The following is a 24172-nucleotide window of genomic DNA, read 5'->3' on the forward strand; positions in this document are numbered from 1 at the left end:
GCAAAATGCTTCGAATTGCAGTAGCGGGCGTTTCCGGCCGGATGGGAGCTTGCTTGGTCAAGGCGGCCGATGCATCGGCCTATGCCGAATTTACCGCGGCCATATCCCGGCCCGGCAGTCAGGCGGTCGGCAAGGATGCGGGAGAACTGGCCGGCATGGGCACCATCGGCGTGCAGGTTGCGGACGATTTGTCGGCGGTGCTTGATCAATTCGACCTGTTGATCGATTTTACCCGCCCCGATACCTCCATGATGCTAATCGAACAATGCCGGGCAGCCAGCAAAAAGCTGGTGATCGGTACGACCGGCTATACGCAGGAACAGAAACGCACGATCGAGCGTGCGGCCGAGGATATCGCGATCGTGCTGTCGCCGAACATGAGCGTCGGAGTGAACCTATCGCTAAAACTGCTCGAAATGACCGCCCGGGTGATGGGCGATGAGAGCGACATCGAAATCATCGAGGCGCATCACCGCCACAAGGTCGACGCACCGTCCGGCACTGCGCTCCGAATGGGCGAAGTGATTGCCGCGGCGCTGGACCGCGACTTGAAGGAATGCGCGATTTACGGCCGCGAGGGCCATACCGGCGCGCGCGACCGCAAAACGATCGGTTTTTCGACGATTCGCGCGGGCGATATCGTGGGAGACCATACCGTGATGTTTGCGGACGACGGCGAACGCGTCGAAATCACCCATAAGGCGACCAGCCGGATGACATTCGCAAACGGTGCGGTGCGCGCGGCATTATGGCTGAAGGACAATCCGAACGGCTTGTACGACATGCAGGACGTGCTGGGATTGAAAAACCTGGGCTAAATTCAAAAAAGACCTCTGTTTTGGCAAGGCTCGGCAATCGGGCCTTGCTTCTTTTTCTCCGGAATATATTCCCCTATTGTCTTGCAGCGAGTGGCGATTGCCCTCGTCCGACCCTCGCTCGCTATCTTAAAGCCGTTCCGGTCTCGCTATCCGAGTCAGCCGAAAAAAGCCCGGACGTTCCGAACAAAGAGCAGCTCCGATCGATCTCCGGTATTACGTTCCAGGTGTTGCGCAACAATGAGCCTTTGATGAATTATTTTCCTTAAAAAAATTGTTGTTTTTTGCCTCCAAAAAAACCATAATATTTATGCGGTTTATAATAACAATCCTCAGAGGAGAAAAATCATGGCACTTATCACCTGGACAGCAGAACAATTCGGAACCAATGTCGGCTTTGCGGACGAAGAGCATCAAGTCCTGTTCGGCAAACTGAACAAACTGTACGATCTGGCGACGGGAGGCGCCGAACGGTCGGCGGTGGGTTCTCAGCTCGACGATCTGATTGCCTATGTGGTCGAACATTTCGCGCATGAAGAAAAAGAAATGGCCGCGGCCGGGTTTGCCGGTTTCGGCGCGCATAAGGCAGAACACGATGCGCTGGTGAATATCTGCGCCGATCTGCAGAAAAAATTCCATGCGGGACAAGCAGAAGTAACCGAAGATGTCGGCCAGATGGTCAAAGGCTGGCTGGACCATCACATTCCGGCTTTCGACAAAGGATATGCGGTCGCTTTGAAGTAAAACACCGGCGGGCGTGAAGGCGGTTCGGTGCCCGCCTTCACGCCCAGCACAAACTCGCGGTTTTTAACTTTATCCCGCTCCGCCTTCGAGGCGAAGGAAAGCGGCGCTGTTCCATTTCGCCTCAATCCCTTACTGCCGCAAATCCTTGCTCACACGCACGACTTCAGGTTCGCCGGGAATTTCTTCGATGCTGAAGCCGAGTTTGCTGACGAATGACAGCATCGGCTTGTTCACGGTCAACACTTCTCCTTCGAGGTAGGCGATGCCTTTGAATTTGGCGCTACGCATCAGCATTTTCATCAAGCGGGTGCCGATGCCTTTACACTGGCTGTCGTCGGAAACGACCAGCGCGAACTCGGCCGAGTGCCCGTCAGGATTTATGATATAGCGCCCGACACCGAACTCCTTGGGCGGGTTTTCGTGTTCGGAAACCGCGATGAAAGCCATTTCGCGATCGTAGTCGATCTGAGTAAAGCGTACGGTCATCTCCGGCGTCAGCTCCTGCAACGCCTGCATGAAACGGAAATATTTGCTGCGTTCGGAAAGCCGGTGCACGAAATCCTTTTCCAGATCGCCGTCTTCCGGCCTGATCGGCCGGATCATGATATTGACGCCGCTGGCGAGCTGGTAATGCTCGGTCAACTCGTGCGGATAAGGATGGATCGCCATATGCGAATAGGGTATCAGCTCATGCGATAACTGCACCTTGATCCGCGCATCGACCGCCATCACGCCGTGTTCGTCCGCAATCAACGGATTGATGTCCAGTTCGAGAATTTCCGGCAACTCGCTGACCATCGCCGAAATGTTCAGCATCGCATCGATCAGGGCTTTGCTATGGATCGGCGGCAATTGACGGAATGCGCCCAGATACTTCGCCGCTTTCGTCTTTGCGATCATTTGCCCTGCCATATAGGCATTCAGCGGCGGCAACGCAACCGACTTGTCCCGCAGAATTTCGACCATCGTACCGCCGAGCCCGAAGCTGATCGCAGGACCGAACACCGGATCGCGGATCGCCCCGACCATCAATTCACGTCCGCTGGAAGAGCCGTACATCGGCTCGACGGTCATCCCGATTTCGTTGATTTCCGGATGCTTCCTCCGAATCGCAGCTTCCATTTCGGCGAAAACGCTGGAAAGCACCTGTACGCTGCGGATATTCAGCCTGACGCCACCGATGTCGGATTTATGGCTAAATTCGGCCATGTTCACTTTTAAAACAACCGGAAATCCCATCGTTTCGGCCGCGATCATCGCATCTTTTACATTAGCGACCTTGATCGTTTGCGTCACCGGAATCCGGAACGCCGCCAGGATCGCTTTCGATTCCTGGGTCGTCATCGTCTGGCGCCCTTCGGATAAAACGCGCTCGATGATCAGCCGCGCGCCTTCGACATCGGGTACGGGAAGTTCTTCCGCAAGCGAAGGAATCTGTTTGAGCAGGATCTGGTTGTCGTGGTATTTGGCCAGAAACGAAAAAGCATCGACTGCGACTTCCGGGGTGTCGAAATGCGCCACGCGGGAGTTCTCGAATAAAGCCCTGCCTTCCTTGACCTTCGAACCGCCGGTCCAGGACGCAAGCACCGGCTTAGCGGAGTTCTTCGCCGCCTCGATTACGCACTGCGCGGTCTGCGTCGGATTGGTCATCGCCTGCGGGGTCAGGATCACCAGCACACCGTCGACATTCGGCTCTTGCAGGCAAACTTCCAGCACTTTCCGGAAGCGTTCGGGCGTCGCATCGCCGAGAATGTCGATCGGATTGCCGTGCGACCAGTGCACAGGCAGCACCCCGTTCAACGCCTCGACGGCGGCCGGACCCAGCTCGGCCATTTTGACCCCGACGTCGCCTGCCCGGTCGGTGCTCATCACGCCGGGTCCTCCGGCATTGGTGACGATCGCAAGGCGGGCCTGCCTGACCAGATAATTGTTGACGAGGATCCGCGCCGCCGAAAACAGTTCCGCGATGCTGTACACCCGGACCACTCCGGCCCGCTCGATCGCCGCGTCGAAGACGTCGTCGCCGCCCACCATCGCTCCGGTGTGGGACATCGCAGCCTTGGAACCGGCTTCATGGCGGCCGGACTTGATCAGGATGACCGGCTTCAGCCGTGCCGCGACTTTCAGGCCGCTCAAAAAGCGGCGCGCGTCGCGAATGCCTTCGACATACATCAAAATGCCGGTCGTCCGGGTATCCAGCGCCAGATAGTCCAGCACCTCGCCGAAGTCGATATCGGCCGCGCCGCCCATCGATACCACTGTCGAAAAGCCGATGTCGTTGGCTTGCGCCCAATCCAGAATCGCCGTGCAGACCGCACCCGATTGCGATAAAAGCGCCAGATTGCCGTCCTTCACGGGACCGTCGCCGAAGGTCGCATTCAGGCAGCTGCCCGGCCGGACCACGCCGAGGCAGTTCGGGCCGATAATGCGAATCCCGAAGCGGCGCGCAATGTCCAGAATCTCGCCCTGCAGTCGTTTGCCTTCCGCGCCGAGTTCGCCGAAACCGGCGCTGATGATGATCACGCTGCCGATACCTTTGTCGCCGCATTGATGGACGAGGCCGGGCACGGTAGCCGCCGGGGTTGCGATCACGGCCAGGTCTACCTCTTCGGGAATCGAGTTGAGGTCGGGATAGACCCTGCAGCCGAGCAACGTTTCATGCTTCGGGTTGACCGGATAAATCCCGCCTTTGAATCCTCCCTCCAGCACATTCAGCAGCAGGCGATGCCCGACACTGTCGGGACGTTCGGAGGCGCCGATGATCGCGACCGCGCGGGGAGAAAAAAAACGGCTGAGATAATGAGGGCCCATAATGCTCCGACAAAGGTAATCCGGAAATCGAAAAAATTTTAGCATCGAAAAAGCGCAATCCATGTATTTATTGCCGCTTAAAGTCTAGACTGGAGTAAAATGCCCTTATCGATCAATCCATATTAACTTTAGATTTATGTTGCAAAACAAATTGATACTGAACTCCACCCTGCTCGCCAATCTGATCGTCGTCAGCGGGCTGAGCGGCTGCGCATCCGAGCCGGCCCAGCCGGCAAAGGACGAATGGGAAGGCTGGAACCGCAGCGTGCACGGTTTTAACGACGATCTGGACAAAGCCGTCATCAAGCCCGTCGCAAAGGGATACCAGGAATATGTGCCGGAACCCGTCAATCAGAGCGTGACCAACTTTTTCGGCAATATCAATGATATCGGCATCACCCTGAACGACCTCTTCCAGCTCAAAATGCTGCAGGGCGGCATGGACCTGAGCCGTTTTCTGATCAACACGACCGCCGGAGTCGGCGGATTGTTCGATGTCGCCTCGAAAATCAATCTGCCCAAGCACAACGAGGATTTTGGACAGACCCTGGGCTTTTGGGGCATGCCTTCAGGCAATTATCTGGTATTGCCGCTGCTGGGCCCGAGCTCGCCGCGGGATGCGGTCGGCCTGCTCGGCGACGCCCTGCTGAATCCTTTGACTTATATCTCCTTCGGAAGCAGCGCGGCAGTCGGCGCGGCAATCACCGGCGCCAAGGCAGTCGAAGTGACCGATGCGCGCGCCGATCTGCTCACTTCCGAGAAGATCGTCGATGAAGCGGCGGTCGACCGCTACGATTTCATTAAAAACGCCTATCAGCAAAACCGCGAATATCTTGTCTACGACGGCAATCCGCCGGAACAAAATGCTGACGATATCGATCTAGAGGAAGCGATAACAGGCAGCGGCAAACCGGATCAAACCAACGCCGCGCCCTCCTCGGCGGCCGGCTCGGGCTTGCCTCCAGTGACGCAAGGCGCCAATAACCTCGGGCGTACGAACGATCAATCGGGCCCCGCGCCGGTCGTCAATCATTCACGGCGGCTACTCGAATTGATGCCGCCGGAATAAACGAACAAGGATTCATGCCATGAGCAAACCGTCCTATCCCGAAAACTGGAACGACATCGATACCGGACTTTATTCCCGATCGGTCAAAATTTTCAACCAAGTACGTAAGTTGCTCAGCGTCAAAATGAAGCTGCACGCTGAAGAGCAGGTCGAAAAAGGCGACATTTTTCTGTTCAACCACTTTTCGCGCTTCGAAACTTTTATTCCTCAGTTTTTGATTTACGAAAAAACGGGCGCTTACTGCTGCGCCATTGCTTCGGGCGAATTTTTCAGGGAAGACAATGTACTGTCCCGCTATTTGAGCAATGTCGGATGCTTTCCGCACAATCATCCGCGCCTGTTTCAATTGCTCGCCGCGCAGATTCTGCGCGGCCGCAAGGTGATCATCTTTCCGGAAGGGGGGATGGTCAAGGACCACCGGGTGATGGACGTGAAAGGCCATTACAGCGTCTATTCCCGGCTCACGGGCGAACGGCGCAAGCATCATACCGGCGCCGCGGTATTGGCGCAGGGCCTCGAGATCTTCAAGGAAATGATTCGGACCGCCTATCAGGAAAAAAATCATGCGCAACTGGTGCGCTGGAAGGAGCAGTTGGAACTCGACAGTTTGGACCAGTTGCTGACTTCCGCGCTCAAACCCACGCTAATCATTCCCTCCAATATCACGTTTTACCCGATCAGGACGTCCGAAAATTTATTGCTGACCAGCGTCGAGCTGTTTTCCGGCGGCTTATCCATGCGCCAGACCGAAGAATTGCTGGTCGAAGGCAATATCATTTTCAGGAACACCGACATGGACATCCGGATGGGAACCCCGGTCAATCCGCAGGAAGACTGGAGCTGGAGCACCAAAGCGCTGCAAGACTTGGTGGCGGCCGAGTTGACGTCGCTGGACGATATCTTCACGATGCCGCTGGCTCCCAAAAACTGGAAACACAAACTGCTCGGCTCTCTGCTGAAGGCCTCTTCCAATATGACGCGCAACCGCTATATGGAAGAAATCTATGCCAACGTCACGATCAACCTGAGCCATCTGGCTTCGACCCTGATCATGCATTGCATCGAAAACGGCCAGCTGCTGATCGAGCGCCAGCGCTTTTATAACGCGCTGTACATCGGCGTGAAGAAACTCCAGACCAACACGTCCATCCATCTGCATCGAAGCCTGCTGAATCCGAACTATTACCGAAACCTGAACATCGGTACCAATCAGAGTTTCGAGCATTTCATCAATGTCGCCAAATTATCCGATTTGATTGTCGAAGAGGGCGAGTATTACCGTTTCCTGCCCAAATTGCTCGAAGAGCACGATTTTGACCTGATCCGCCTGGAAAACCTGATCGCGGTTTACAACAACGAGGCCGAACCGATCGCCGCGATCGGCAAGACGATGATCGCGGCGCTGGCCGAATGCGACCGGCTCGATCCCGAAGAACTCGCCGGCTGGCGGTTCGAAGACGAGCAGATGGACCTGAAGTGGGAGCTCCACAAATACACCAAGCCCATTTACGAAGACATCAACGATCACGAAACCGCCACCGAAGACCCCTCGCCTTTTCTGCTCCAGCCGGTCGAAGAAAACGGCATCGGCGTACTGCTGATTCACGGCCTGCTCGCCAGTCCCTCGGAAATGAAAGGCTACGGTGTCCACCTGATGCACCAAGGCTATACGGTGATGGGCGTCCGTTTGAAAGGGCACGGTTCCTCGCCTTACGCGCTGCGGGACCAAAGTTGGGAGGATTGGTACACTTCGGTCGTCAACGGCTTCGAAATCCTGAAACTGCACTGCCGGAAGATCGTCGTGACCGGTTTTTCCACCGGCGGCGCGCTGGCGTTGAAACTGGCCTCCGAAAATCGCCCGGAGATCCTCGGTGTCAGCGCCGCGGCGGTCCCGTTGAAATTCATCAACCCAACCTTCATGCTGATCCCTTTCCTGCACGGTACGAACAAGTTTGTGGATTGGGTATCTTCCTACGAGGGAGTCAAGCCATTCCTGGAAAACGTCTCGGAACATCCGCACGTCAATTACCGGAACGTGCCGGTTCGTTGCCTCTATGAATTACGGCTTCTGATTCAGCATCTGGACGAATTTTTACCCAAGATCGAAATTCCGGTCTTGATTACTCATGGCGATCAGGACCCTGTGGTTTCAGTCAAAAGCGCGCCGGAAATCATGCAGAAAATCAGAGTCCCGGACAGACAACTGAAAATACTGAAATCGAAGCGGCACGGCATCATCATGGAAAACATCGACGGCATGTGGAAGATCAACGATGACTTTATTATTCATTGCACGAGTGAAACAAAAGCGGCCGAATTCAGTCGGATTGAGTAAAAATGCGAGCCGGGCAGCGCCCGCCGAAACAGGGCCGTCTTATCCGGCCAGGAGTAATCAACCCATTTTACACCCTACCCGTTCCGCTGCCGTGATCGTCGCCCGGTAAAAAATCAATCCTACTGCATATAAATAACAGGAGTCGAATTTATGAAAAACGTGGTTATTTCCGGCTATTGCCGGTCACCGTTTACCCCGGCCAGCAAGGGCGTGCTGAGCAAAGTCCGTCCCGACGACCTTGCTGCCCAGGTCATAAAAGGATTGATAGACAAAACCGGGGTCAACCCCGCCGACATTGAAGATCTGATTCTCGGCTGCGCATTTCCGGAAGGCGAACAGGGTATGAACGTCGCCCGCATCATCGGGCAGATTGCCGAGCTGCCGGTGACCGTCGCCGGCACCACGGTCAACCGGTTCTGCGGCTCGTCGATGCAGTCGATCCATATCGCGGCCGGCGCGATTCAATGGAATGCCGGCGACGCGTTCATCTGTGCCGGGGTCGAGTCGATGTCGCGCGTTCCGATGGGCGGCTTCAACTATATGCCGAATCCTGTGCTCTACCGGAATTATCCGGAAGTGTATATCAGTATGGGCGATACGGCCGAAAATCTGGCCAAGCAGTACAGTCTCTCGCGCGAGGAACAGGAGTCTTTCGCACTGCTGAGCCAGGAGAGAGCCTACAACGCGCAGCTGAAAAACCATTTTGTCGATGAAATCGTTCCGATCAAAACCCCGCTGGGAGTGGTGGACCTGGACGGCTGCCTGCGGCCCGACTCGAGCGCGGCCGGATTGGCCCAATTGCCGCCCGCGTTTCAGGCTGGGGGGACCGTTACCGCCGGTACTTCCTCACCGTTGACCGACGGCGCGGCCTCGGTGCTGGTGTGCAGCGAAGAGTATGCCGATGCCCATAACCTGCCGAAGCTCGCCCGGATCAAATCGATCGCGGTATCGGGCTGCGCGCCGGAAATCATGGGCATGGGCCCGGTTTCCGCGACCGAGAAAGCTTTGAAACGCGCGGGGCTCGACCTCGACGACATCGATATCATCGAACTGAACGAAGCTTTTTCGGCGCAATTCCTCGCCGTTTTAAAAGCGATGCCGATCCCGATACATAAACTCAATCTCGACGGCGGCGCAATCGCGCTGGGCCATCCGCTCGGCGCGAGCGGCGCCCGGATCACCGGCAAGGCGGCCAGCCTATTGGTCCGCGAAGGCAAACGCTACGCGCTGGCCACGCAATGCATCGGCGGCGGTCAAGGCATTGCCACGATACTGGAGGCGATCCAATGAACATTCAACATGTCGCCGTGGTCGGCGCGGGCGTGATGGGCGCCAGCATCGCCGCCCACATCAGTAACGCCGGCTGCAAAGTGATGCTGCTCGATATCGTGCCGGAGAATGCTTCCGACCGTTCGGTCATCGCGAAAACCGCGATCGAAAAACTGTTGAAGGCCGACCCGGCGCCGTTCATGCATAAGGACAACGCAAAGCTGATCACACCCGGCAATATCGAGGACGATCTGCCGAAACTGGCCGAGGTCGACTGGGTGATCGAAGCGGTGGTCGAACATCCGGGCATCAAGAAGTCGCTCTATCAAAAGCTGGACACTGTGTGCCGAAACGATTGCATCATTTCTTCGAACACGTCCACCCTGCCCTTGCGCCTGCTGGTCAAGGATCTTCCCGAAAGCTTCCGGCAGCGCTTTCTGATCACGCATTTTTTCAATCCGCCGCGCTACATGCGCCTGCTGGAACTGGTGTCGAGCCCGGAAACACGGCCGGACCTGCTCGAAGCGGTTAAACAGTTTGCCGACATCAAGCTCGGCAAAAATTGCGTGGCCTGCCACGATACCCCCGGTTTCATCGGCAACCGGATCGGCATCTACTGGACCCTTTGCGGCCTGCATGAAGCGATCGCGCTCGATTTGACCGTCGAGCAAGCCGACGCGGCGATTTCGCTGCCTTTCGGGATTCCTAAAACCGGCATTTTCGGCCTGCTCGACCTGGTCGGCCTCGACCTGATTCCGCATATCCTGGCCAGCATGAAGCAGGCCCTGCCGCCGAGCGATCCGTTTCATCAGCTCGGTGAACTGCCGCAAGTCGTGCAAAAGATGATCGCCGACGGCTATACCGGCCGCAAAGGCAAAGGCGGCTTTTACCGCCTGAATAAGCAGGACGGCGGTAAGGTCAAAGAGTCGGTCGACCTTAAGACCGGCCATTATGCCCTTTCCGTCAAAGCCGATTTGAATGCGCTGCAGGCAGCGCAAAAATCCGGTTTTCAGACGCTTCTGTCGCATTCGGACCCGGCCGCGGTTTTCGCCTGGCGGGTGATGTCGAAAACGCTCGGTTACGCGGCGAGCCTTGCGCCGGAAATCAGCGACGATATGACTGCCGTCGATGCAGCGATGCGCGACGGCTATAACTGGAAATCCGGCCCGTTCGAACTGCTCGACCAAATTGGTGTCGCCTGGTTTGTCGATAAATTGCAATCCGAAAACCGGCCCGTACCGCCGCTGTTGGCGAACAGGCAGCCGCTCTACAAGGCCGAGGCCGGCAAATTGCAGGCGGAAGGTTTTGACGGCGCTTATCGGCCGGTGACGCGGGCTCCCGGTATCGAACTGCTGTCCGACGTGAAGCTCCGCGGCGCCCCGGTTTTGCAAAACCGCTCGGCCAGTCTCTGGGACGCGGGCGACGGAGTCGCCTGCCTGGAATTTCACAGCAAAATGAATACGCTCGACATGGAGATCATGGAACTGATCCGGCAAAGCGTCGACCAGGTACGGAGCGGCTTCAAGGCGCTGGTAATTCACAACGAAGGCGAAAATTTCTCGGCCGGCGCCAATCTCAGCCTGTTGATGCAGGCGATCCACAACCAGGACTGGAACGCCGTCGCCGGTTTGATTACGACCGGCCAACAGGCTTACCAGGCGCTGAAATATGCGCCGTTCCCGGTCGTCGGCGCGCCAAACGGGCTGGCCCTGGGCGGCGGCTGCGAAATCCTGCTGCACTGCGATGCGATCCAGGCCCATGCGGAACTTTACATGGGCCTCGTCGAAGTCGGCGTCGGGCTGATTCCGGGCTGGGGCGGCTGTAAGGAATACCTCAGGCGCTGGTTCGCGTTTCCGAAAAAACCGGGCGGGCCGATTCCACCGATCGTAAAGGCGTTTCAGACGGTCAGCCTGGCAACCGTCTCGAAATCGGCGGCCGATGCGAAAGAATTGCTCTATCTGGGCAAGGACGACGGCATCACGATGAACAAATTTCGCCTCCTGGCCGATGCGAAAGCGAAGGCGCTGGCACTGGCCGAAAATTATGCGCCGCCGGAGCCGGCCGTATTCAGGCTGCCCGGCAAGACGGCACGCGTGATGCTGAACATGGGCGTCAAAGCCTTTCATGTACTTGGCAAGGCCACCGATTACGACCTCGTGGTGCTCGGCCAACTGGCCAAGGTGCTCAGCGGCGGCGACACCGATATCACCCAGCCGTTAACCGAAGACGACATCCTCGCGTTAGAATGCGAAGCGTTCGTCGAACTGGTCAAGCAACCTGGCACGCTGGCCAGGCTCGACCACATGCTGAAAACGGGCAAACCGCTGAGGAATTGACTTTGGGATGTGGCTAAAAATAACTTTCTGATGCAGGGCTTTGGTATAAGAACTATAAAAATATGAAGTGCCTGTAAACGCGGCGCTTCCGACAGCAACAGGAGAAATCGTCATGCTTTGGTTTATTGCTTTAATCGCCCTGGTATTGGCGGTGTGCTACCGGCGTACTTCCTTATTGATGGCTACCTGGGTGATAGGCCTGTGGCTGATGGCCTACCTATTGGCCTATGGCGTGACGCCTTTCAGCCAGGGTTTATGGGCTTTGTATCTGCTCATCTTCATGCCGCTGAACATCAATACGCTGCGCATGAAATGGATCAGCCGGCCGATGTTCAAACTGATGAAAGCGGCCTTGCCGCCGATGTCGCAGACCGAGCGGGAAGCGCTCGAAGCAGGCACGGTCTGGTGGGATGCGGAACTGTTCTCCGGCAAGCCGAACTGGAAAATGCTGCAGGATCTGCCCGCCGCCCGCCTGTCTACCGAGGAACAGGCTTTCATCGATGGTCCGGTGGAAACCCTGTGCGCGATGCTGAACGACTGGGACATCACCCGCAACCGGATGGACTTGCCAAAGGAAGTCTGGGACTACATCAAACGCGAAAAATTTTGCGGCATGATCATTCCGAAGCGCTACGGCGGCCTCGAATTTTCCGAAACGGCGCATTCGGAAGTGGTGATGAAGCTTTCGAGCCGCAGCTCGACCGCTGCGGTGACCGTGATGGTGCCGAACTCGCTCGGGCCTGCGAAACTGCTGTTGGTCTACGGCACCGAGGAGCAAAAAAACCACTATCTGCCGCGCCTTGCGAACGGGGAAGAAATTCCGGCCTTCGCGCTGACCGGTCCGCACGCGGGCAGCGACGCGGGCGCGATGCCCGATACCGGCATCGTCTGCTACCAGGATTTCAAAGGCCGAAAGACGCTCGGCATCCGGTTGAACTGGGAAAAACGCTACATCACGCTCGGCCCGGTTGCGACCGTTTTAGGTTTGGCGTTCAAGCTCTACGATCCTGATCGCCTAATCGGCGACAAGCAAAATATCGGCATCACCCTCGCACTAATTCCGACCAATACGCCGGGCATGTCGATCGGTCGCCGGCACTTTCCGCTCGACTCCGCCTTCCAGAACGGCCCGAACTGGGGCAAGGACGTATTCATTCCGATGGACTGGGTGATCGGCGGGATCGATCAGGTCGGCAACGGCTGGAAAATGCTAATGCAATGCCTCGCGACCGGACGCGCGATCTCATTGCCCGCGCTCAGCGTCGGCGGCGCCAAATTCACCAGCCGGAACACCGGCGCCTATGCGCGTATCCGCAAACAGTTCAACGTGCCGATCGGCGAATTCGAGGGTATCGAAGAGCCGCTCGCGCACATGGCCGGCCAGGCCTACCTGATGGATGCCGCGCGTAAGGTCACCTGTGCGGCACTCGACCAAGGCGAAAAGCCGTCGGTGATCTCCGCGATCCTGAAATACGAGCTGACCGAACGGATGCGCAAGGTAATCAACGACGGGATGGACATCCAGGGCGGCTCCGGCATCTGCATGGGGCCTCGGAACTATCTCGGCCGCCTATACGAGGTGATTCCGGTCAGCATTACCGTCGAAGGCGCAAACATCCTGACCCGCACGATGATGATCTTCGGCCAGGGCGCAGTCCGCTGCCATCCGTACATTCAAAAGGAAATGGCCGTTTTGAACCGGAGCGATAATGCCGAAGCTGCCGCCGAACAGTTCGACAGGATACTGTTCGAACACATCGGTTTTTTCATGCGCAATCTGGCTATAAGCTTCTGGTTCGGCCTGAGCGGGGGCCGCCTTGCTTCGGTGCCCGGCGACAAGTATAGCCGGCGCTATTATCGCCAAGTCGCGCGCTTCAGCGCCGGTTTTGCTTTACTGGCCGACTTTGCTTTATTGACGCTGGGCGGCGCCCTGAAACGCCGGGAACGGCTATCCGGCCGTTTCGCCGACGCACTCGGCAACCTGTATCTGTGTTCCTGCGTGCTGAAGCACTACCAGAACGAAGGCGGCCTGGACGACGATTTGCCCTTGCTGCACTGGGCCTGCCGGCAAACCCTGTATCAAACGCAGCAAGCATTAACGGAAATCTTGTGGAAGCTGCCGATGCGCCCAGCCGTCTGGCTGCTGCGCCTATTCATCTTCCCGCTCGGCAAACCCTGCCTGCCGCCCGGCGAACGGCTGATTCACCAGACGGCATCGGTTCTTCTAATCGAATCGCCCGCGCGCGACCGCCTGACCCGCGGCATTTACATCAACAACCAGCCGGACGATCCGACCGGCCGAATCGAAGTCGCGTTCAAGGCCGTGCTCGCCGCCTCGCCGGTCGAGGCGAAGCTTCGCCAGGCGCAAAAGAAAAAGCTGCTGGGCAAAGGCGACCCGTCGCACGCCGCCGCCGAAGCCCTGGCCAAAGGGCTCATCACCGAACTGGAAGCCGGCCTGATCGACGCCGCCAACAAAGCCCGGCTCGCGGCAATTACGGTTGACGATTTCAGCCCGGAAGAGATGGCCGGCGTCAAGCGGTCCTGACATTTTCGTTGGGCGTTTTGGCGCCGGCAATGCGCCTAACGATCAAAACCCACTTGTGGCGCAGCAGTCGACTATTTTGCGCCATATAAACCATGGGTGCATTTTTAAGCTGGCACGATAACGAACTCCACCCCTTGCGAATGTGCAGGATGGAGTTCGTTCCTTACCGCATCCTTCATGCTCATGCCAAATCCCTGCGCTGTATTACAGCCTCTTTGCTAAACTGATAAGTGGTCAACCTTTGCCGTTGCCAAATTATTTGCCATAGAAAGCGGCTAAAGGAAGAAGTCCAACATCTTTATTTTCCGGAGAATAACAATGATTAAAAAACTTGCCGCAAGCTATGGCCGCGCCTTATTGAAATCCTTCTTCGCTGTACTCGGGCTCTGCGCTGCTATGCCTGCAACTATTGTCGTCGCCGCCGATCCGGTCACTGCGCGCAAAGACTTGAAAGAAATGGGGGTCGATTACACCGAACAGCAATTCGCCAAATCTGCAGGCGAAGGCGATATGACTGCCGTCAACTTGTTTCTCGAGGCCGGCATGGACGTGAACGCCGGCGGCGGAGCCGCACTTGGTCTGGCGGCCGGACGGGGACAACTGGAAATGGTCAAGCTGCTGTTGTCCAAAGGCGCGAAACCGACCGCCAATTCCTTGCAATTCGCTCGCACCAGAGGGCATGCGGAAATAGAAAAAATCCTGGTTGAAGCCGGTGCGAAGGAATAATTTTTTGTCGTTCCTCCATTATTACGATGCACTAGCCCTTAGGATGGGTAGAGGCGCCAGCCGAAACCCATCGATCGAACCTGCCCAATCCCAAGAACACAAGCCTAATTTGGTGTCGCGATGCAAAAATAAGGAGTTTGATCCATATTTTTTATCCCAACTGATGGGCTTCGCTACGCTCTACCCATCCTAGATCTCGACGTAAAACCTTCATTACCCCATCAGCTTTTCGGGTTAAAATAAGGAATTAAATTGAAATTCCAGCTATTACCATGTCGATCACCCGCCCCGTCGTCCTCTGCTTTTCCGGCCACGATCCGAGTGGCGGGGCCGGCGTACAGGCCGATATCGAAACACTGGTCAGCCAGCATTGCCATGCCGCCAGCGTGATTACCGCGCTGACCGAGCAGGACAGCCGCAACGTCAAGAAACTGCTGCCGCAGAACCCTGAAGACATCATTAGCCAGGCCGAAACCGTGTTGACGGATCTGGATGTCAAGGTCTTCAAGATCGGTCTGATCGGCCATCATAAAATCGCCGAAGCGATCCATGCGATCCTGCAACGGCATCCGCACATTCCGGTCGTGCTCGATCCGGTGCTCGCGGCGGGCGGCGGCGCGGAAATGTCGGATCGGAAATTGCTCGAGGTGATCGTCGATCTCTTGCTGCCCCTCACGACCGTATTGACCCCAAACAGCCAAGAGGCACGCAAGCTGGCCGGTCTTGAGGATCTGAACGAATGCGGACTGGCCTTGCTAAAAAAAGGCTGCCGTTACGTGCTGACTACCGGCGCGCACGAAACGACGCCGAAGGTCAGCAATAGGCTCTACCACGACGGGCGCCGCATCGAAACCTTTCATTGGGACCGGCTGCCCGAAAGCTATCACGGCTCCGGCTGCACGCTGGCGGCCTGTATCGCAGGGCTTCTGGCGCAGGGATTGACGCCGGCACAAGCGGTTTACGAAGCGCAGGAATACACCTGGAATGCGCTGCAGCACGGCTATCTGCCCGGCAAGGGCCAGCACAACCCGGACCGCCTGTTCTGGATGGAAGCGGGCGTATGAAATTTCCGGCACGCGGCCTGTACGCAATCACCCAAACCGACGGCAAATCGCCGGCCACGGTCATCGCCGAAGTCGAGGCCGCGATCCGCGGCGGCGCGGTCGTCGTGCAGTACCGCGACAAGCATCCCCACGATGCGCTGACTCTGGCCCGCGAACTGGTCAAGGTCTGCCGCCGGCATCAAGTCCCGCTGCTGGTCAACGACAGTATCGAACTGGCGCTGGAAGCCGGCGCGGACGGCGTGCATCTCGGCAAGGACGACGGGCATATCCGCGAGGCACGTGAGCGGCTCGGCATCGATGCGATCATCGGCGTTTCCTGCTATAACTCGCTCGAACGGGCGCTGGAAGCCCAGGCGCACGGCACAACTTATGCGGCTTTCGGACGTTTTTTCCCTTCCGGCACGAAGCCTTTGGCTTCTCCCGCGCATCCGGATACGCTTCGCCAGGCCAGGCAAGCGCTGTCGATTCCGATCGTCGCGATCGGCGGCATTCTGCCGGAAAACGGTGCGGCGCTGCTCGCGGCCGGAGCCGATTTGCTGGCCGTGATCGGCGGCGTTTTCGACCGCGAGCCGGAACTTTCGGCCCGCGCCTATCAATACCTGTTCGATCGTTGATGAAATCTTTTCTGCTGGCTTCGTTCGCCCTGCTGGCCGCTTGCGCTGCTATCGCCGAATTGCCGCAAGAACGCGTGAACGACGGCAAGCAGCTGGCCTTCGACCGCAACAAAGGCAACTGCCTGGCCTGCCACGCGATCGACGACGGCGAATCGCCCGGCAATATCGGCCCGCCGCTGGCGGCTTTGAAAACGCGTTTCAAAGACAAAGCGCAGCTGCGCGATCAGATCTTCGACGCGACCCGCTTCAACCCCGAAACCAGTATGCCGCCGTTCGGCAGAAACAGGATTCTTACCGCCGACGAAATCGACCGGATCGTCGATTATTTATGGAGTCAGCCATGACCACCCGCCGCTCTTTCCTTAAAAAATCGCTGGCATTCAGTGCCTGTTCGTTCGCCTCAACTTTAGGTTTACTTGCGCCGCCCAAGGTATTCGCCGAATGGCGGGTCGAAAATTTCAAACAAGTCCCGCTCGAAGAGTCGCTGAAACGATTATTCAAGGACCAAAAAATCACTGAAAGTAAAGACATCGAAATCAAGATACCGCTGATCGCCGAAAACGGCGCGATCGTACCGATTACGGTCAGCAGTTCCCTGCCCGGCGTCAGGGCCGTCTCGATCTTCGTGGCGAAAAATCCGGTGCCGCTGGCTGTACGCTTCGAGCTGTCGCCCGATCTCGATCCATTCGTTTCGGCACGCCTGAAAATGGCCGAGACCTCCGAAGTAATCGCGGTCGCGGAAACCGATAGGGGGTTTTACAGCGCCAGACAACTGGTCAAAGTCACGATCGGCGGCTGCGGGGGTTGACATGTCGAGCATCAAGATTCGTACCAAACGCTTCGAAGGCAAGACCCAGATCCGGACCCTGATCACGCACCCGATGGAAACCGGCCGCAGCAAGGATCCGAAGACGAACCAGCCGATTCCGGCCCATTTCATCCGGGAACTGAAGCTGAGCCACAACGGCAAGGCGGTCATGAACTGCCAGGTGGGCATGAGCATTTCGAAAGACCCGTATTTCGCATTCATGCTGAAAGGCGGCGAGCCCGGCGACCAAATCAAAATCGAATGGGTCGACAATCTCGGCAACAAAGACAGCGAAGAGCATGTCCTCAAATGAAGGTAGAGTACGCTGTGCGTACCTTTATGAAGTTTTGACACTTACGAAAGATTTGAAAAAGGTACGCACAGCGTACTCTACGAAAAGCGTTTTGCTCGCTGGCCTCCTGTTTGTCGCCTTTCCCCTGCATGCCGCACCATCGCAAGACCGGCAGCAATTCCAGGAGCATTACCGCCGGCTCTTCCCGCAGTTGCGCCTGAGCGATTACGCCAACGGCGTCTATGCAATCGACCCGGTCGCGCGTGAATCCTGGCAGGCGATCGAAGAATTTCCGCCTTATGAGGAGGCGATCGAACAAGGCGAAAAGTTGTTCAATATGCCTTTTCCGCAAACCGGCGGCCGCTATGCCGACTGTTTTCCGGAAAAAGGCATCGGTATCGCGCATCGCTATCCGCAATGGGATAAAGACAAAGGCGAAGTCGTCACGCTCGCCCAAGCGCTGAACGATTGCCGGGAAAGAAGCCGTGAAAAACCGCTGGACGCCGAAAAAGGCGAGATCACCTTCTTGCTCGCCTACATGGCCTACACCTCGCGCGACCAGGCGATCGAGATTACGATTCCGGAAGACGACCCGCGTGCCCTGGCAGCTTATCGACAAGGCAAGAACTTTTATTACGAACGCCACGGCCAACTGAATTTCGCCTGCGCAACCTGTCATGTGCAAAACGCCGGCAAGCGCATCCGTTCGGAAATCCTCAGTGCTTCGCTCGGCCATACCGCCAACTGGCCGACGTATCGGTTGAAATGGGGCGAAATGGGCACCCTGCACCGGCGTTTTCGCGAGTGCCTGACGCAAATCAGGGCCGATGCGCCGCCAGCGCAAAGCGTCGTCCTGCGCAATCTCGAATATTTTCTAAGCTACATGAGCAACGGCGTTCCGATCACCGGACCCAGTACACGCAAATGATCAAAATCCAACCCGCCTGCAACGACATCCATGAACCCGGACTGATTCCGCTAAACGATGCGCTGACCCGCATTCTGGATGCCTCGCCGCCAATCGGCGGCTACGAACGCGTGAATATCGAAAATGCGCGGGGCCGTACCCTGGCCGAGGCTATCACGGCCGATTTCAATGTGCCGGGGTATACCAACTCGGCGGTCGACGGCTATGCGCTAAGCGGGGCCGACTTGCCGGCGGAAGGCACGCGCATTTTGGAGATTGCCGGCAAGGCCTACGCCGGCGAACCGTTTCAGGGCAGGCTCAATCCCGGCCAATGCCTGCGGATCATGACGGGCGCCCCGATGCCGGAAGGGCTCGATACGGTGATCATGCAGGAACATGCGGAACGGCGCGGCAATACCGTGCTGATCGACGGACGCCATAAACCCGGTCAGAACGTGCGCCGGGCCGGAGAAGACATCAGGCTAGGTCAGACCATTCTGCATCCCGGCAAACGGCTGATCCCGCCCGATATCGGACTGATCGCTTCGCTCGGCATTCCCGAAATCAATGTGGTTCGCAAACTCAGGATCGCAATCGCCTCGACCGGGAACGAGATCTTCAGTATCGGAACGACGCCCAAGGCGGGTGGCCTCTACGACAGCAACCGCTACAGCCTGTGGGCGGCGCTTGATCGGCCCGATATTGAAGTGATCAATCTCGGCATCGTCGAAGACAGGCCCGACGCACTGCTGAACGCTTTCGAGCAGGCTGCAGAGTTCGCCGATGTGATCGTTTCGACCGGCGGCGTTTCGTCCGGAGAAGCCGATTACACCAAAACCGCGCTGCAAACTTCGGGACGGATCGGCTTCTGGAAGGTCGCGCTCAAACCCGGCCGCCCCTTTGCCTTCGGCCGGATCGGCAATGCGGTATTCTTCGGGCTGCCCGGCAACCCGGTCGCGGTCATGGTGACTTTTTATCTCCTTGTTCTGCCCTCGCTCGAAAAAATGCTCGGGATCAACAACAAGCCGATCGTGCCGCTTTTCCGTGCCCGGATGCTGGACGACCTGCGCAAGAAGCCGGGACGTACCGAAGTCCCGCGCGGGATAATCGGCCAGGATCAAAACGGCGAATGGACGGCCCGAAGCACCGGCAATCAGGGTTCGGGCATCTTGAGTTCGATGAGCCTCGCGAACGCTTTGATCATTCTTGAGCACGACAGGGGAAACGTAAAAGCCGGAGAGACGGTCTGGGTGAATCCGTTCGCCGGCTTGTTCTAAATAAAAAAGGCCGCTTCTGCGGCCTTTTTCAAAGGTCAGGAACGCCGTGTTTCAGGCCGAGTTAGGCTGGCCGCCTTTTCCGCTCCGCGCATACCTGAAGCACAAATAGCCGATCACGACGCAGACCCCAATCGTAAACAGAAACTTCTTAACTTTGATAAACGATTCGTCGCCCTCGATGCCGACCGAGAACGGAATATGCGTATCGACTTTTTCGTTATTGTTGTCGATGGTCACGTGAACCAGATAATTACCGGCGCCGAACTGGCTGAAATCGACTGCACCTTCCACCGTACCGGTTTTGCTGGTGCTTGGAGGCCGATAGAAAACCCGCGTGCCTTCCGGCTCCTTGGTGACTTCGAATTCGATGCTGACATGACGCAGTTGCTTGTCTTCGTAATCGAAAACCAGATTGGTCATGCCGACCTTCGGTACCGATCTGCAGTAGCTCTTGTTTTCGCTGAAAGTCGGCGTATAGGCCGCGAAATGAATCCACTCGTTGCTGACTTTGATTCTGCACGGATCCACATCGTTCGCATCGCCCCGGTGGGCATAAACGGGCTGCTGCAAGATTATGGCAAACATCAGCAGATGCGCCAGCCACACAACCCGCTTTGCCGAGCCTAACGCTAAATTTTGTCCTCTACTCCAGGAACTTCCTGTTTTTTGTCCGTGCCGTTTTGTTATTTTCATTATTAACCTCCACACATAAGAACAATTCGGCTATGGCTAGCCGACACCTTCGACCTTCGCGTTGAAATGCCGCCTGCACTGCATCATCTAAAATAAATACGCATTTATCCCTACCGAATCGGTCGGGAAACGCAGGCAACGGCCTGATAATATACCCTTTCTTCCGTTATTCGAAAGATGACCGCTTAAAAAATTCTTCCTCGGCATCAACGAAAGCCCGCTCCGCTTCAAAAATATCATTGTTTGCTCGGGCAGGCGCAATGATGGTAATTTATGGATCCGTTTTCGGATCGATAACTTCGCCCTGCGATTTGCGGGATACATCCAGACCGCGATCTTCAGCGCATCTTCGGAGATTCTTTGGAGATTGACTCATGACTTGGCTTCCCAATCTACTGACGCTTTCGCGCATTGTTTTGCTGCTGCCCGTGATGGGACTCCTCGCAGCGGCAGATATCGCCGACTACCGATGGGCTTTTGCCCTGTTTCTGGCGGCCGGTCTGACCGATCTGGTGGATGGCTGGGCGGCAAGACGCCTCAATTGCGTCAGCAACGTCGGTGCGTTTCTCGATCCCTTGGCGGATAAGATTATGTCCAATGTCCTGCTGGTGTTCCTGGCCTGCCGCTATCCGGCCTGGATTCCGCTATGGATGGTACTGCTGCTGCTCGCGCGCGAATTCGCGGTGCAGGGATTCCGCAGCATGGCGCCCTGTCTGGGCGTAATGATCAGGACCGAACGCCTGAGCAAACTGAAGACTTTATTTCAACTGATCGCCGCCGGCGCGGTAATCGCAGGATTGGGATGGGAGAGTCTATCGACCATTGCGGCTCCGGTCGCATTGACCAGCCTGATCCTGGCTTTGGCATCGGGCTATATCTCGATGACGACAATATTCATCAGGAATGCCGATCTTTGGTCCCGGCGGCCGCTGGACATGGAATCCCGCTAAAGAGAATGCGTTTCACGTCCCTGTCGACCGTCCTCCTGAACATTACGGAACAAATGCGCCTTATCAGCCTACTGCCTCGACGCGCCAGCTTTCGAGGCATCGGTGATGGTGACATCAACGCGGCGATTTTGCTGCCTTCCTGCCGAAGTCGAGTTCGAAGCGATCGGAAAGTTCTCCCCCATGCCTTGCACCGTCATGCGTTGCGGCGAAATCCCGTTACTTGCCAGAAAGTCCCTGACCGCTTCCGCGCGTCTGGAGGAAAGCTCTTCGTTGTAAGCTTCCGAACCTCGGCTGTCGGTATAGCCTTCGATCTTCACCATGGTATCGGAATGCTGCCTTAAATAATCGACGAGCGGATATAATTTCTGAAGGCTGCCGGGTTTCAGATCTGCGCGGGCCGTATCGAACAACACATCCCCCAGCGTCACCAAAATGCCTTCCGGCACTTTTCTGGCTTTCAGCTTCTGAATTTCGGCATCGCGGGCTTCCAGGCGTATCCTGTCTTTTTGAGCGCTAAATTTTTCGAAATCTTTGTCCGAGGCACTTCGCTCGGCATTTGCCCGGGCCAGCTCCAGCTTGAGGCTGGTCAGGTAGGAAAGGTGCGACGTTTCATCAAAATCTTCGTCCTCTTCCCAGGTATTTTCCGCTTGCTGCAACAGGTCTTGCGCCGCGAATAAGTCGGCGGAAGCGTAGGACCGGACCGCCGGGTCATGCATCGTTTGCAGATAGTCCGCTCGCGCTCTTTCCAGAGCCATAGGGGGATCCGACGTACAAGCCGTTATCAATCCGCTGGATAAGACAAGCCCAATACTCAACCATTTATTTGGTTGAAACAAAATTTGTGCTGCCACGGTACACCTCCGAATGATTCGATTACTGTCCTTGGATTTGTCGGGAAGATTCCTCTTTCAGGGCCTCGATCGCCTTCTTCATATCCTCTACCTCTTTGGCCTGTTTAGCCGCGGCGGCTTTGGCGTTGGCTAACGTGGCTTCGGCAACGGCTTCCTGAGCCAGCCTGCGCGCGTCGTCATTTTCATCGTCATCGACGGCCTTGTTGGCCCGAGCGAGTTTTGCGCGAGCGCTGGTCAAAAGTTCGGGCTCGAATTGTTCGGCGCCGCTTCGGCCGGCGTCCTGTATTGCGAACTCGGCCTTCGCCAGCGTATCTCGAGGCGGCGTTGAACTGCAGCCGATCAGCGCCATCGTCAAACTTGCCGGCGCTGCTAGAACTCCTAATCTCAAAAACATATTCATCTTAAACATATTGCGCACCTTAAATTTGAACAGTATTGTTTTAGCGAAACGGTTAGGAATTAGAATGAGTCAGATACACAACCCCCCGCTAATTTATTATTACGATTCCGTTAATAATTTTCAGTTCAGAGTTCGACCCGTTTTTTATATGATATAAGGGTATAGAATTTAAAATATATACAATACTCATTCTTTGGCTGTGAAAACCTTGCCCCGTTTAAGGCATTCCATGAGCCGAGCATTTAATTTATCGCATTAGTCACGGTATATGCGACTGTCAAATTCAAGCAATAAGTGCCTGGCATGGATATCAAGCGGATACTGATGATCATGAAGTCGACAGAATACGCAATGTAATCATTTAATATCTATTTTATTACCTCTCTGAAACAGCGGCTTTATACAATAAGATGAACTGCCTATAGAAAAATATCAGACAGCATTTCAGTAAACATCGACAAACCCTCTAAAATAATAATTGCCGCAACCATCTACTGATAAATAAAAGGAAGATTATTGAGAAAATTTAAAATAAAGTTAGAATATATGATAATTAAGCTAATTTATTTAACGCCTTATATCAGGAAATATTGATAAAAAACCAGACGTATCGGCCCGGTTCCTGATATTCACTACGAATAAAAGAATGGATCAAACTGGTGCAATCGACGGAAAAAAGTCGGAAAGCGCGAAGGGAATCCGATAAAGGAGATTAGTTTTCAGGGCCGGGCAATAACGCCGCGGTCATTTCTGTTTTCTTTCTGGAAGAATTATTCTTATGAAAAAATTGATCTTTTTATTTCTGACAGGCCTTACCGCCTGCGCACGGCACCATGACCCGGCCATATTGCCCGGATCTCTTGAATGGATCGATTTGAGCCATAGCTACGACAAAAACACCTTATACTGGCCGAACAATGCCAAAGGATTCGAACACATGACCGATGCGGACGGTAAAACGCCGCTCGGCTATTACTACTCTTCCTACAGTCTCTGTACGCCCGAACACGGCGGCACGCATCTGGATGCGCCGGTCCATTTCGCGGAAAACGGGCAAGCAGTGGACAGGATTCCGCTGGAAAGCCTGATCGGCGACGCGGTGATGATCGATGTTTCAGTTAAGGCGCTGGCGGACCGGGATTATCAGATCGGGGTCGAGGACATCCAAAACTGGGAAAAGGAGCACGGCGCGATTCCGGACAACACGATCGTCCTGTTCAGGACCGGCTACGGAGCGTTTTACCCGGACCGGGCCGGCTATTTCGGCACACCGAAAACCGGTCCCGAAGCAATCCCCGAACTGCATTTTCCCGGCATCGGTCCGGCTGCGGCTGCGTGGCTGGTCGAAAACAGAAACATTAAAGCGGTAGGACTTGATACGCCGAGCCTCGATTACGGCCAATCGAAAGACTTCGAGACGCACCGGATTTTGTTGGGCCATAGCAAACCCGGTTTCGAAAACCTGGCCAATCTGGAGAAACTCCCGGCCGAAGGCATTTATGTGGTAGCGCTGCCAATGAAAATAGCGAAAGGCAGCGGGGCGCCGCTGCGGATTATCGCCGGACTGCCATCCCGGTAGTCATATTGGAGCGCCGCCTACTCGCGCTCTGAGGCAGGCGGCGTTCATACCTGATCCGGGCTACGGCTCCGCAATATGGCAAGTATG

Annotated in this window: 21 protein-coding genes; 17 read left to right on the forward strand and 4 right to left on the reverse strand. The window is 56.1% G+C overall.

Going from position 1 to position 24172, the window contains the following annotated elements; translation table 11 throughout:
• Positions 1–5: 5 nt before the first annotated feature.
• Positions 6–818 (forward strand): 4-hydroxy-tetrahydrodipicolinate reductase, encoded by an 813-nt coding sequence (dapB, locus tag JJL52_RS10930; protein ID WP_202052445.1) that lies wholly within the window; start codon positions 6–8, stop codon positions 816–818.
• A 345-nt stretch (positions 819–1163) separates the two neighbouring features.
• Positions 1164–1559, forward strand: a complete 396-nt coding sequence (locus JJL52_RS10935) for a bacteriohemerythrin (protein WP_202052446.1) — start codon at positions 1164–1166, stop codon at positions 1557–1559.
• Between the two features lie 129 nt (positions 1560–1688).
• On the opposite strand, the gene JJL52_RS10940 is transcribed toward JJL52_RS10935, so the two are convergent.
• Positions 1689–4370 carry a bifunctional acetate--CoA ligase family protein/GNAT family N-acetyltransferase gene (locus JJL52_RS10940; protein ID WP_202052447.1) on the reverse strand — a complete coding sequence of 894 codons (2682 nt, stop codon included), beginning with the start codon at positions 4368–4370 and terminating at the stop codon, positions 1689–1691.
• Between the two features lie 136 nt (positions 4371–4506).
• On the opposite strand from JJL52_RS10940, the gene JJL52_RS10945 reads away from it, so the two are divergent.
• The 13 genes from JJL52_RS10945 to moeA all read left to right on the forward strand — a co-directional run bounded on the left by JJL52_RS10945 (position 4507) and on the right by moeA (position 19612).
• The gene (locus JJL52_RS10945) at positions 4507–5439 is read left to right on the forward strand and encodes an MlaA family lipoprotein (RefSeq protein ID WP_202052448.1); all 933 of its coding nucleotides are present in this window, start codon (positions 4507–4509) and stop codon (positions 5437–5439) included.
• Positions 5440–5458: 19 nt separating this feature from the next.
• Positions 5459–7774 carry an alpha/beta fold hydrolase gene (locus JJL52_RS10950; RefSeq protein ID WP_202052449.1) on the forward strand — a complete coding sequence of 772 codons (2316 nt, stop codon included), beginning with the start codon at positions 5459–5461 and terminating at the stop codon, positions 7772–7774.
• 150 nt (positions 7775–7924) lie between these two features.
• A complete protein-coding gene (locus JJL52_RS10955; protein ID WP_202052450.1) occupies positions 7925–9064 on the forward strand; it encodes a thiolase family protein in 1140 nt (379 codons plus the stop codon).
• Positions 9061–11379, forward strand: a complete 2319-nt coding sequence (locus JJL52_RS10960) for a 3-hydroxyacyl-CoA dehydrogenase/enoyl-CoA hydratase family protein (RefSeq protein WP_202052451.1) — start codon at positions 9061–9063, stop codon at positions 11377–11379. The genes JJL52_RS10955 and JJL52_RS10960 overlap by 4 nt, the downstream gene beginning before the upstream one ends.
• 112 nt (positions 11380–11491) lie before the next feature.
• On the forward strand, positions 11492–13924 hold the full coding sequence (locus tag JJL52_RS10965) for an acyl-CoA dehydrogenase (RefSeq protein WP_202052452.1): 2433 nt from the start codon (positions 11492–11494) through the stop codon (positions 13922–13924).
• A gap of 318 nt (positions 13925–14242) precedes the next feature.
• On the forward strand, positions 14243–14650 hold the full coding sequence (locus JJL52_RS10970) for an ankyrin repeat domain-containing protein (RefSeq protein WP_236994194.1): 408 nt from the start codon (positions 14243–14245) through the stop codon (positions 14648–14650).
• Positions 14651–14922: 272 nt separating this feature from the next.
• Complete coding sequence (thiD, locus tag JJL52_RS10975) at positions 14923–15714, forward strand: bifunctional hydroxymethylpyrimidine kinase/phosphomethylpyrimidine kinase (RefSeq protein WP_202052453.1); 792 nt, start codon at positions 14923–14925, stop codon at positions 15712–15714.
• Positions 15711–16328, forward strand: coding sequence for a thiamine phosphate synthase (gene thiE / locus JJL52_RS10980; RefSeq protein WP_202052454.1), 618 nt, complete (start codon positions 15711–15713; stop codon positions 16326–16328). The genes thiD and thiE overlap by 4 nt, the downstream gene beginning before the upstream one ends.
• Complete coding sequence (gene soxX, locus JJL52_RS10985; protein ID WP_202052455.1) at positions 16328–16672, forward strand: sulfur oxidation c-type cytochrome SoxX; 345 nt, start codon at positions 16328–16330, stop codon at positions 16670–16672. The genes thiE and soxX overlap by 1 nt, the downstream gene beginning before the upstream one ends.
• Positions 16669–17136, forward strand: coding sequence for a thiosulfate oxidation carrier protein SoxY (soxY, locus tag JJL52_RS10990; RefSeq protein WP_202052456.1), 468 nt, complete (start codon positions 16669–16671; stop codon positions 17134–17136). Before soxX ends, soxY begins: the two co-directional genes overlap by 4 nt.
• A 1-nt stretch (position 17137) precedes the next feature.
• Positions 17138–17449: a thiosulfate oxidation carrier complex protein SoxZ gene (gene soxZ, locus JJL52_RS10995; RefSeq protein ID WP_202052457.1), complete on the forward strand. Its 312-nt coding sequence runs from the start codon at positions 17138–17140 to the stop codon at positions 17447–17449.
• A 91-nt stretch (positions 17450–17540) separates the two neighbouring features.
• Positions 17541–18356 (forward strand): sulfur oxidation c-type cytochrome SoxA, encoded by an 816-nt coding sequence (gene soxA, locus JJL52_RS11000; protein ID WP_236994195.1) that lies wholly within the window; start codon positions 17541–17543, stop codon positions 18354–18356.
• On the forward strand, positions 18353–19612 hold the full coding sequence (gene moeA / locus JJL52_RS11005) for a molybdopterin molybdotransferase MoeA (RefSeq protein WP_202052459.1): 1260 nt from the start codon (positions 18353–18355) through the stop codon (positions 19610–19612). Before soxA ends, moeA begins: the two co-directional genes overlap by 4 nt.
• A gap of 51 nt (positions 19613–19663) precedes the next feature.
• Here the strand turns inward: moeA and JJL52_RS11010 are convergent, their stop codons facing one another.
• The gene (locus JJL52_RS11010; RefSeq protein ID WP_236994196.1) at positions 19664–20197 is read right to left on the reverse strand and encodes a hypothetical protein; all 534 of its coding nucleotides are present in this window, start codon (positions 20195–20197) and stop codon (positions 19664–19666) included.
• Positions 20198–20679: 482 nt separating this feature from the next.
• Here JJL52_RS11010 and JJL52_RS11015 point away from each other — a divergent pair, with 482 nt between their 5' ends.
• Complete coding sequence (locus JJL52_RS11015) at positions 20680–21255, forward strand: CDP-alcohol phosphatidyltransferase family protein (protein ID WP_202052461.1); 576 nt, start codon at positions 20680–20682, stop codon at positions 21253–21255.
• 68 nt (positions 21256–21323) lie between these two features.
• On the opposite strand, the gene JJL52_RS11020 is transcribed toward JJL52_RS11015, so the two are convergent.
• On the reverse strand, positions 21324–22010 hold the full coding sequence (locus JJL52_RS11020; RefSeq protein WP_236994197.1) for an OmpA family protein: 687 nt from the start codon (positions 22008–22010) through the stop codon (positions 21324–21326).
• 118 nt (positions 22011–22128) lie between these two features.
• Positions 22129–22515, reverse strand: coding sequence for a DUF4398 domain-containing protein (locus tag JJL52_RS11025; protein ID WP_236994198.1), 387 nt, complete (start codon positions 22513–22515; stop codon positions 22129–22131).
• A 769-nt stretch (positions 22516–23284) separates the two neighbouring features.
• Here JJL52_RS11025 and JJL52_RS11030 point away from each other — a divergent pair.
• Positions 23285–24085 carry a cyclase family protein gene (locus JJL52_RS11030; protein ID WP_202052463.1) on the forward strand — a complete coding sequence of 267 codons (801 nt, stop codon included), beginning with the start codon at positions 23285–23287 and terminating at the stop codon, positions 24083–24085.
• Positions 24086–24172: the final 87 nt, after the last annotated feature.

Origin of the sequence: Candidatus Methylomicrobium oryzae (assembly GCF_016745425.1) — a bacterium.
Classification (GTDB): domain Bacteria; phylum Pseudomonadota; class Gammaproteobacteria; order Methylococcales; family Methylomonadaceae; genus Methylomicrobium; species Methylomicrobium oryzae.

Coding starts and splice junctions, on each gene's coding strand:
- JJL52_RS10950 (WP_202052449.1), top strand. CDS start 5,459: ATGAGCAAACCGTCCTATCCCGAAAACTGGAACGACATCGATACCGGA.
- thiD (WP_202052453.1), top strand. CDS start 14,923: ATGTCGATCACCCGCCCCGTCGTCCTCTGCTTTTCCGGCCACGATCCG.
- JJL52_RS11030 (WP_202052463.1), top strand. CDS start 23,285: ATGAAAAAATTGATCTTTTTATTTCTGACAGGCCTTACCGCCTGCGCA.
- dapB (WP_202052445.1), top strand. CDS start 6: ATGCTTCGAATTGCAGTAGCGGGCGTTTCCGGCCGGATGGGAGCTTGC.
- JJL52_RS11020 (WP_236994197.1), bottom strand. CDS start 22,010: ATGGCTCTGGAAAGAGCGCGAGCGGACTATCTGCAAACGATGCATGAC.
- JJL52_RS10945 (WP_202052448.1), top strand. CDS start 4,507: ATGTTGCAAAACAAATTGATACTGAACTCCACCCTGCTCGCCAATCTG.
- soxZ (WP_202052457.1), top strand. CDS start 17,138: ATGTCGAGCATCAAGATTCGTACCAAACGCTTCGAAGGCAAGACCCAG.
- JJL52_RS10960 (WP_202052451.1), top strand. CDS start 9,061: ATGAACATTCAACATGTCGCCGTGGTCGGCGCGGGCGTGATGGGCGCC.
- JJL52_RS10940 (WP_202052447.1), bottom strand. CDS start 4,370: ATGGGCCCTCATTATCTCAGCCGTTTTTTTTCTCCCCGCGCGGTCGCG.
- JJL52_RS10970 (WP_236994194.1), top strand. CDS start 14,243: ATGATTAAAAAACTTGCCGCAAGCTATGGCCGCGCCTTATTGAAATCC.
- thiE (WP_202052454.1), top strand. CDS start 15,711: ATGAAATTTCCGGCACGCGGCCTGTACGCAATCACCCAAACCGACGGC.
- moeA (WP_202052459.1), top strand. CDS start 18,353: ATGATCAAAATCCAACCCGCCTGCAACGACATCCATGAACCCGGACTG.
- JJL52_RS11015 (WP_202052461.1), top strand. CDS start 20,680: ATGACTTGGCTTCCCAATCTACTGACGCTTTCGCGCATTGTTTTGCTG.
- soxX (WP_202052455.1), top strand. CDS start 16,328: ATGAAATCTTTTCTGCTGGCTTCGTTCGCCCTGCTGGCCGCTTGCGCT.
- JJL52_RS10935 (WP_202052446.1), top strand. CDS start 1,164: ATGGCACTTATCACCTGGACAGCAGAACAATTCGGAACCAATGTCGGC.
- JJL52_RS11025 (WP_236994198.1), bottom strand. CDS start 22,515: ATGTTTAAGATGAATATGTTTTTGAGATTAGGAGTTCTAGCAGCGCCG.
- JJL52_RS10955 (WP_202052450.1), top strand. CDS start 7,925: ATGAAAAACGTGGTTATTTCCGGCTATTGCCGGTCACCGTTTACCCCG.
- JJL52_RS11010 (WP_236994196.1), bottom strand. CDS start 20,197: ATGTTTGCCATAATCTTGCAGCAGCCCGTTTATGCCCACCGGGGCGAT.
- soxY (WP_202052456.1), top strand. CDS start 16,669: ATGACCACCCGCCGCTCTTTCCTTAAAAAATCGCTGGCATTCAGTGCC.
- JJL52_RS10965 (WP_202052452.1), top strand. CDS start 11,492: ATGCTTTGGTTTATTGCTTTAATCGCCCTGGTATTGGCGGTGTGCTAC.